This window comes from Allobosea sp. CER48 (genome assembly GCF_044752385.1).
GTDB lineage: Bacteria > Pseudomonadota > Alphaproteobacteria > Rhizobiales > Beijerinckiaceae > Allobosea.
Genome location: NZ_JBIWYK010000135.1, coordinates 1 through 7,304, shown reverse-complemented (window position 1 = coordinate 7,304; position 7,304 = coordinate 1). Strand labels below are relative to the sequence as shown.

Here is a 7,304-nt window from a genome sequence, read left to right as displayed (position 1 = left end):
CGACGGTCGACGCTGCGCCTCGACGGCAGATGGCAGGCCCTCACCCCTGCCGCTCTCCCCATTCGGGAGAGGGGTTCTCCGCGCGCTGCAGTGGTGCATCGCGTGAACGGCACCGGGGATTGCCGCATGGACTTGTCCCCGGTGTCCGCCGTCTCGCCTATCTTCTGGGCACCTCATCCCTGAGGGGCAGCCATCCGGAGGTATGCCAATGGCGGGAGGAGGTTCGGCGCCTGCGGGTGGAGTTACGACCCACTCCCGGGAGGCTTCGGGAACCGCCCTGGGGGTATTACGGCCCCTGCGCGAGGAGCTCGCTGGATGGGTTGGCGGAAGCGGCCATGTTCGGCACCGCGGTCTGGCGCACCCGATGGGGCGTTGAGGCCGCAGGACGGCATGTCAGGCTCGCCCGCCCGAAAAAGCGCGGCCCGTAGTCCGAAATCGCCGACGAGCGGAGCGCCACGGGGCGTGCGGAAGGTGGCTCAATCCTTCCGCGCCGCATCCTGGCTCAATGGATGCGGCCCTATTGCCAATTGCGCCTCGCGGCGCTCCGCTGCCCCCTGAATCGAAGCGCCCGCGCGCCGGCGGAGGGCGGGCGAAAGCCCGTGCCCGGCAGCCAAGGCTGAGCGTGCCGCATGCCGGTTCGTTCTTTTGAACCGATTGAAAACGCGCTCCATTGGGCGCATGTCTAGAGACGACGCGCTGCCATCGCGGCGCTTGAGGTTTCGGTTTTCGCCATGCTCGACAAATCAGCGCCGCCCCGCACATTGAAGCTGAATGCCGCCGACAACGTCGTCGTCGCTGTCGACCCGGTCGATGCCGGCGTGACCGCGGCGGGCGTGGAAGCGCTGAAGCGCATTCCGCGCGGGCACAAGATGGCGATCGCGCCGATCGCCAAGGACCAGCCGATCCGCAAGTTCGGCCAGATCATCGGCTTCGCCACGGCCGACATTCCGCCGGGCGAATGGGTGCACGAGCACAATACCGGCTTCCACGCCTTCGATCGCGACTACGCCTTCGCGGCCGAGGCGAAGCCCGAGTTCATTCTTCCGGTGGAGCAGCAGGCGACTTTCGAGGGCTTCCGCCGCGCCAACGGCAAGGCCGGCACGCGCAACTATGTCGGCATCCTGACCTCGGTGAACTGCTCGGCCTCGGCCGCGCGCTTCATGGCCGAGGAGGTGAAGCGTTCGGGGCTGCTCGACGACTATCCGAATGTCGACGGCGTGATCGCGCTGACCCACGGCACCGGCTGCGGCATCGACTACAACGGCGAGAGCTTCGAGGTGCTGAAGCGCACCACCTGGGGCTATGCCTGCAACCCCAACATGGCGGCGGTCCTCGTCGTCGGCCTCGGCTGCGAAGGCTTCCAGATCAGCCGCATGAAGGAAGCCTACGGCATCACCGAGAGCGACATCTTCCGCACGCTGACGATCCAGGAGACGGGCGGCACGAAGAAGGCGGTCGCCGCCGGTATCGACGCGTTGAAGACGATGCTGCCGATCGCCAACAAGGCCGTGCGCGAGACGGTGCCGGCTTCCGAGCTGATGCTGGCTTTGCAGTGCGGCGGGTCTGACGGCTATTCCGGCATCACCGCCAACCCGGCGCTGGGCGCCGCCGTCGACATCCTCGTCGAACATGGCGGCACGGCGATCCTCTCGGAGACGCCGGAGATCTACGGTGCCGAGCACCTCCTGACGCGCCGCGCCGCGACGCGCGAGGTCGGCGAGAAGCTCGTCGGCATCATCAAGTGGTGGGAGGACTATACCGCCCGCGCGCGGATGGACATGAACAACAACCCCTCGCCGGGCAACAAGGCGGGCGGGCTCACCACCATCCTCGAGAAGTCGCTGGGCGCGGCGGCCAAGGGCGGCACCAGGACACTCTCGGCGGTCTATCACTATGCCGAGCCGGTGAAGGAGAAGGGGTTCGTCTACATGGACACGCCCGGCTACGACCCGGTCGCGGCGACGGGGCAGGTGGCCGGCGGCGCCAACATCCTCGCCTTCACCACCGGCCGCGGCTCGGCCTATGGCTGCAAGCCGACGCCGTCCTTCAAGCTCGCCACCAACACGCCGATCTACGAGAAGATGATCGACGACATGGACATCAACTGCGGCGACGTGCTCGACGGCGTTTCGCTGGAGCAGAAGGGCCGCGAGATCTTCGAGAAGCTGCTCAAGGTGGCTTCCGGCGAGAAGACCAAGTCCGAACAGCTCGGCTACGGCGATGCCGAGTTCGTGCCCTGGCAGATCGGCGCGACGATGTGAGGGGGCGGCAGGGCGCGCTCAGCCCTGCAGCAGCCTGACGCGCGTGCCCCAGGGGTCGAGGCTCTCGAACCCGCCGGAGAGCGCCGTCGTCGCGATGCCGGCGGCGGTCAGGCGATCGGCCTGAGCCGTCATCAGTTCCGGTTTGCCCGTCATCAAGGAGAACCAGGCGAGGCCGGTGCGCCCGTCGTCGCGCCGCCCGGCGCCGGCACTGTTCCAGGTGTTCAGCGCCAGATGGTGATGATAGCCGCCGGACGAGAGGAAGCTCGCCGTGTCGCGCCGGCTGGTCGGCGCCAGGCCCAGCAGATCGCGATAGAAGCGGTCTCCCGCATCGACGTCGCCCACGCGCAGATGGACATGCCCGATGCGCAACCCGTCCGGCGCCCCGGCATAGTCGCTCGCGCGGGTGTCGGTCAGCGACAGGATGTCGTCGACGTCGAGGCGGCGGGTGCCCATCACGACGCGGCCGTCCTCCCAGCGCCACAGCTCGGAAGGACGGTCGGCATAGACTTCGATGCCGTTGCCCTCGGGGTCGTCGAGGTAGACAGCTTCGCTGACACTGTGATCGGCAAAGCCGGTCAGAGGGGTCTGGTTGCGCGCGACATGGACGAGCCAGCGCGCGAGATCCCGCCGGCTCGGCATAAGGAAGGCGATGTGGAAGAGACCGGCGGCGGTCGGCGGCTCGAGCGCCGCGTCCGGGCGCGGCTCCAGGGTGAGCAGGGCGCCTTCGCCCGTGCCGAGCGTGACGGAGGCTGCGCCGCGCGCCAGCACTGTAAGCCCGATGACATCGCGGTAGTAGTTCGTCACCCGCTCGATATCACGCACTTTGAGGGCGGCGGCACCGATCCTTATCGGCGTCTTGCTGGCAAAGCCCGGTCCCGCTGCCGGCGCTGCGACAGGGCCGCCCTCGGCGCGGGCGGCGCGGCTGGCCGCGCTCCCGAGGCAGGAGGTTCCGGCGAGCTGCAGCAAGGTGCGGCGGGTGAGGGCGCTGTTCATCGCTCGGGCTGCTTGGACGGTGTTGAAACGATCCCGTCTCAAGGCCACGAAATCCCGCGAGGTGCATCTCACAAGCGCGTGGGCGGGTTGCCATGGGCGGCATTTCGTGCCGTCGCCTTCGGGGACGAGCTCCGGCAGGGCAGGCGGGCGGCCTGAATTCGCGCAGCGCCTTGAACCGATGTGGCGCGTGCCGCGACCAAGCTCCGGGCCGACGCGATCATCGAGGCGCGGCGGTTTCTCCGTCATCGGTTGGAGACATCATGAAGACCGTGTTTCTCGTTACGATCCCGCGCGTCATGCTCGGGCTGCTTTTCCTGGTCAGCGCCGTCGACGGCTTCTGGTGGCTGGCGACCGGAACGAATCTGATCCACCCTCCGACGAGCGAGCGCGGGCTCGCCTTCGAGGCGGCGCTGCAGAATTCCGGCTTCGTCTGGCCGATGGTCAAGACGGTCAATCTCGCCGGCGGGTTGAGCCTGCTGTTCAATGTCGCGCCGGCCTTTGGCCTCGCCCTGCTTGCGCCGATCATGGCGGTGATCGTGTTCTTCCACCTCGTGCTGAACCCGCAAGGCTTGCCCGTCGCGCTCGTCATGACGGGGCTGGGTCTCCTGCTGCTCTATGCCTATCGGGGCTGCTACGCCGCGCTGTTCCGGTAGCGATCAGAGCGAAAAGCCCTTCAGCCGGTCGCCGAGCTCGCCGATCCGCTCGGCCGCGACATTGGCGATGGCTATGCGCAGATGGTTCTCCTGCCCGGGACCGAAATAGGGACCGGGCAGGGCGAGAACGCCGCGCTCCTCGACCAGCCTGCGCACGACATCGGCTGCCCGCGCACCCTCGAAGGGATGGGCGACATAGGCGAAATAGGCACCGGCCGAGAGCACGCGCCAATCGTTCAGCGGCGCCATCGCCTGGCGGAACAGCACCGCACGCTCGTTGATCTCGGCGCGGTTGCGCTCGCGCCAGTCGCGGATGCCGTCGATGCCCCAGGTGACGGCGGCCTGCCCGGCGCGGACAGGGCTGATCTGGACGCAGTCGAGCACCTTGCCGATCTGGGCGAGCACCGGCTCGCCGGCGGTGATCGCGCCCAGGCGCCAGCCCGGAACGGCGTAGGCCTTGGAGAAGCTGTAGAGGCCGATCACGGAATCCCGCCAGCGGCTTGCGCCGAAGACCTCATGCGGTTTCGGGGCCGCCGAAGGCAGGAAGTCGCGATAGGTTTCGTCGAGAACCAGCCAAATGCCACGCCGCGCACAGAGCTCGGCAAAGGCAGCGATCGTCTCGGGCGGGTAGATCGCGCCGGTCGGATTGTTGGGGGTGACCAGCACGATTGCGCGGGTGCGGGCGTCTATCCTGGCCTCGGCCGTCGCGACATCCGGCACGAAGCCCGCTTCCGGCGCACAGGGCAGCGGGCGGGCCTCGACGCCGAGCATGGTCAGCGTCATCTCGTGGTTGAAGTACCAGGGTGTCGGCAGCAACACGTTGTCGCCGGCGCGCGCCAGCGCCATCATCGTCACGACATAGGCCTGGTTGCAGCCCGAGGTGACCGCGACCTCGCCGGGCGCGAAGGGTGCGCCATAGACCCGCGAGATCTCCGCCGCATAGGCCTCGCGCAGGGCGGCGTCGCCGGTGATGCCGCCGTAGCGCGTGGCCACGGGATCGGCCGCCGCTTCCCCAAGCTTGTCGAGCAGGGCGATGGGCGGCGGCGCGCCGGGCACGGCCTGCGACAGGTCGACCAGGGGGCCAAAGCGCCCGTCATATGCGCGCGCCCAGCCCTGAGCCTCCGGGATCGGCGGCGTGCCGGTGTCGATGAGATCGGGATTGAGCATGGCGGACGCAGATTTCGGCATGATCGGACTGGTTTGCGGCGTGCGCCTCGTTCCGTCAATCGCCTTGGAAGCGTCGCAAGCACGGTCCATATCTGGACGGCTTCCATTCAAGCGAGCAGGCGGGCCATGCAGGACGAGACCGAGGACGCGATCGCCGAGCTCCACGCGATGCTCGACCGGGCAGACAGCGTCATCAGCTTCACGGGGGCGGGGATCTCGACGGAGTCCGGGGTGCCGGATTTCCGATCGCCCGGTTCGCCCTGGATGGTCAACAAGCCGATCCCCTTCGAGGCCTTCGTGCAGAGCCGCGAGGCGCGGGTCGAGGCCTGGCGCCGCAAGTTCGCGATGGACGATCACTACCGCGATGCCCGGCCCAATATCGGCCATCAAGCACTGGCGAAGCTCGTGGTGGACCGGCGTTCGCCCGCAATCGTGACGCAGAACATCGACGGCCTGCACCAGGCGTCCGGCGTGCCGGACCAGCAGGTGATCGAGCTGCACGGAAACGGTACCTATGCGACCTGCCTCACATGCGGCTGGCGGCACGAACTGGCGGCGATCCGCCCCGCCTTCGAGGCGACGGGCGAGCCCCCTAGCTGCATCATGTGCGCGGGGCCGGTTAAGTCGGCGACGATCTCCTTCGGCCAGGCCATGCCGCAGGACGCGATGATGCGGGCGCAGGCGCTGGCGCTGGAATGCGACCTGTTCCTGGTGGTCGGCTCGTCGCTGGTGGTCTATCCGGCCGCCACGCTGCCGGTGATCGCCAAGCGGCAGGGAGCGAAGCTCGTCATCCTCAACCGTGAGCCCACGGATCTCGACCCGATCGCCGATCTCGTCATCCGTGCCGAGAGCGGCGCGGCCCTGAGGCCGCTGCTTGGCTGAGAGGCGCTAGTCGCGCGCGGCGAGGGCCAATCTGACGGCCAGTCCGCCGAACACGGCGCCCATCAGCCTTTGCGGCAGGCGAGCCAGCGCCGGGCGGCTCGCCAGTGCGCGGCCGATGCGGCTCGCCGCCAGGATGACGATGCCGTTCGTCAGGAGGCCCATGGCATTGAGAATCGTCGCAAGCACGATCACCTGAAGCACGATGGAACCGGCTTCCGGCTTCAGGAACTGCGGCAGCAGCGCGAGCATGAAAAGCGCCATCTTCGGATTGAGCAGGTTGGTCCAGAGGCCCTGCAGAAATATCCGGCGCAGCGATACGGCCGGCACATGGCCCGGCGCGAAAAGTGGCGCCTGCGAGCGCAGCGTCGTCCAGGCGAGGTAGGCGAGATAGGCCGCGCCCAGCCAGCGCAGCACGTCATAGGCCGTCGGCACGAGGATGAAGAGCTGGGAGAGGCCGAAAGCGGCGGCGAAAGCCTGCAGGTAGCTGCCGATGGCGATGCCGGCATAGGTCAGGAGACCCGCGATCCGCCCCTGGCTGAGGCTGCGGGAGGCGATCAGCAGCATGTCCGGGCCCGGCGTGGCCGTGAGGACCGCTGCCGCGGCCGTGAAGAGCGCGAGCGTGGACAGGTCCGGCATGGTGCCTCGGCAGAATTGATCGATGAAGGCCGGAGGTTAGCACGCTGCCTCCGATTCGATCAGCACGGCGCATGCAGCCGTCCGATGCGATGATGTGGACGGCCTATTGCGGGCTGTAGCCCGAAGCCACAGCAGTGTTATCCTGATGGCACGAATCAAGAGTTGCGCGTTGGGGGTGAGCGGCAGATGTCCGACGAATTCGGCGAGAGCGGGCGGCCACCGGTTGGGCCCATCCAGTCGCTCAATCGCATCGTGCGGCTCGATGGACCGAGCAGCCATGCGACGGAAATCCCCGTCGAGATCGCCGGCTACGTCAAATGGTTCGATGTCTCCAAAGGCTACGGCTTCGTCGTTCCGGAGACCGGAGGCGCCGACATCCTGTTGCACGTCACGATCCTGAAGCGTGATGGTTTCAACACGATAGCGGAAGGCGCTCGCATCGTGCTCGAAGCGATCGAGAAGTCCCGCGGCCGCCAGGCGGTGCGCGTACTCTCGATCGATACCTCGGCCGGTCGCCATCCCTCCGAGATGCCGATGGCGCGCACCAATGTCGAGGTCACGCCGACCAGCGGGCTCGAGCGCATGGTCGTCAAGTGGTTCAACCGGCTGCGCGGCTTCGGGTTCGTCTCGAAGGGCGAAGGGGCGCCCGACGTCTTCGTGCACATGGAAACCTTGCGCCGCTACGGCCTGGTCGAGTTGATCCCGGGACAGA

At 67.8% G+C, this 7,304-nt stretch carries 7 protein-coding genes; 4 read left to right on the top strand and 3 right to left on the bottom strand.

Annotated elements, in window-relative coordinates; translation table 11 throughout:
- The first annotated feature begins 731 nt into the window (after positions 1–731).
- Positions 732–2,261 carry a UxaA family hydrolase gene (locus ACIPIA_RS07360; RefSeq protein WP_400508110.1) on the top strand — a complete coding sequence of 510 codons (1,530 nt, stop codon included), beginning with the start codon at positions 732–734 and terminating at the stop codon, positions 2,259–2,261.
- 18 nt (positions 2,262–2,279) lie between these two features.
- Here the strand turns inward: ACIPIA_RS07360 and ACIPIA_RS07355 are convergent, their stop codons facing one another.
- Positions 2,280–3,254: a VOC family protein gene (locus tag ACIPIA_RS07355; protein ID WP_400508108.1), complete on the bottom strand. Its 975-nt coding sequence runs from the start codon at positions 3,252–3,254 to the stop codon at positions 2,280–2,282.
- 260 nt (positions 3,255–3,514) lie between these two features.
- On the opposite strand from ACIPIA_RS07355, the gene ACIPIA_RS07350 reads away from it, so the two are divergent.
- Positions 3,515–3,907: a hypothetical protein gene (locus tag ACIPIA_RS07350; RefSeq protein WP_400508106.1), complete on the top strand. Its 393-nt coding sequence runs from the start codon at positions 3,515–3,517 to the stop codon at positions 3,905–3,907.
- 3 nt (positions 3,908–3,910) lie between these two features.
- Here ACIPIA_RS07350 and ACIPIA_RS07345 read toward each other — a convergent pair whose 3' ends face one another.
- Complete coding sequence (locus ACIPIA_RS07345; protein ID WP_400508104.1) at positions 3,911–5,095, bottom strand: aminotransferase; 1,185 nt, start codon at positions 5,093–5,095, stop codon at positions 3,911–3,913.
- A 105-nt stretch (positions 5,096–5,200) separates the two neighbouring features.
- On the opposite strand from ACIPIA_RS07345, the gene ACIPIA_RS07340 reads away from it, so the two are divergent.
- Positions 5,201–5,956, top strand: a complete 756-nt coding sequence (locus ACIPIA_RS07340; protein ID WP_400508102.1) for an SIR2 family NAD-dependent protein deacylase — start codon at positions 5,201–5,203, stop codon at positions 5,954–5,956.
- Positions 5,957–5,962: 6 nt separating this feature from the next.
- Here ACIPIA_RS07340 and ACIPIA_RS07335 read toward each other — a convergent pair whose 3' ends face one another.
- On the bottom strand, positions 5,963–6,592 hold the full coding sequence (locus tag ACIPIA_RS07335; protein WP_400508100.1) for a LysE family translocator: 630 nt from the start codon (positions 6,590–6,592) through the stop codon (positions 5,963–5,965).
- Between the two features lie 186 nt (positions 6,593–6,778).
- On the opposite strand from ACIPIA_RS07335, the gene ACIPIA_RS07330 reads away from it, so the two are divergent.
- Positions 6,779–7,304 (top strand): cold-shock protein (locus ACIPIA_RS07330; RefSeq protein ID WP_400508098.1); only part of this gene is annotated, 526 nt, incomplete at its 3' end.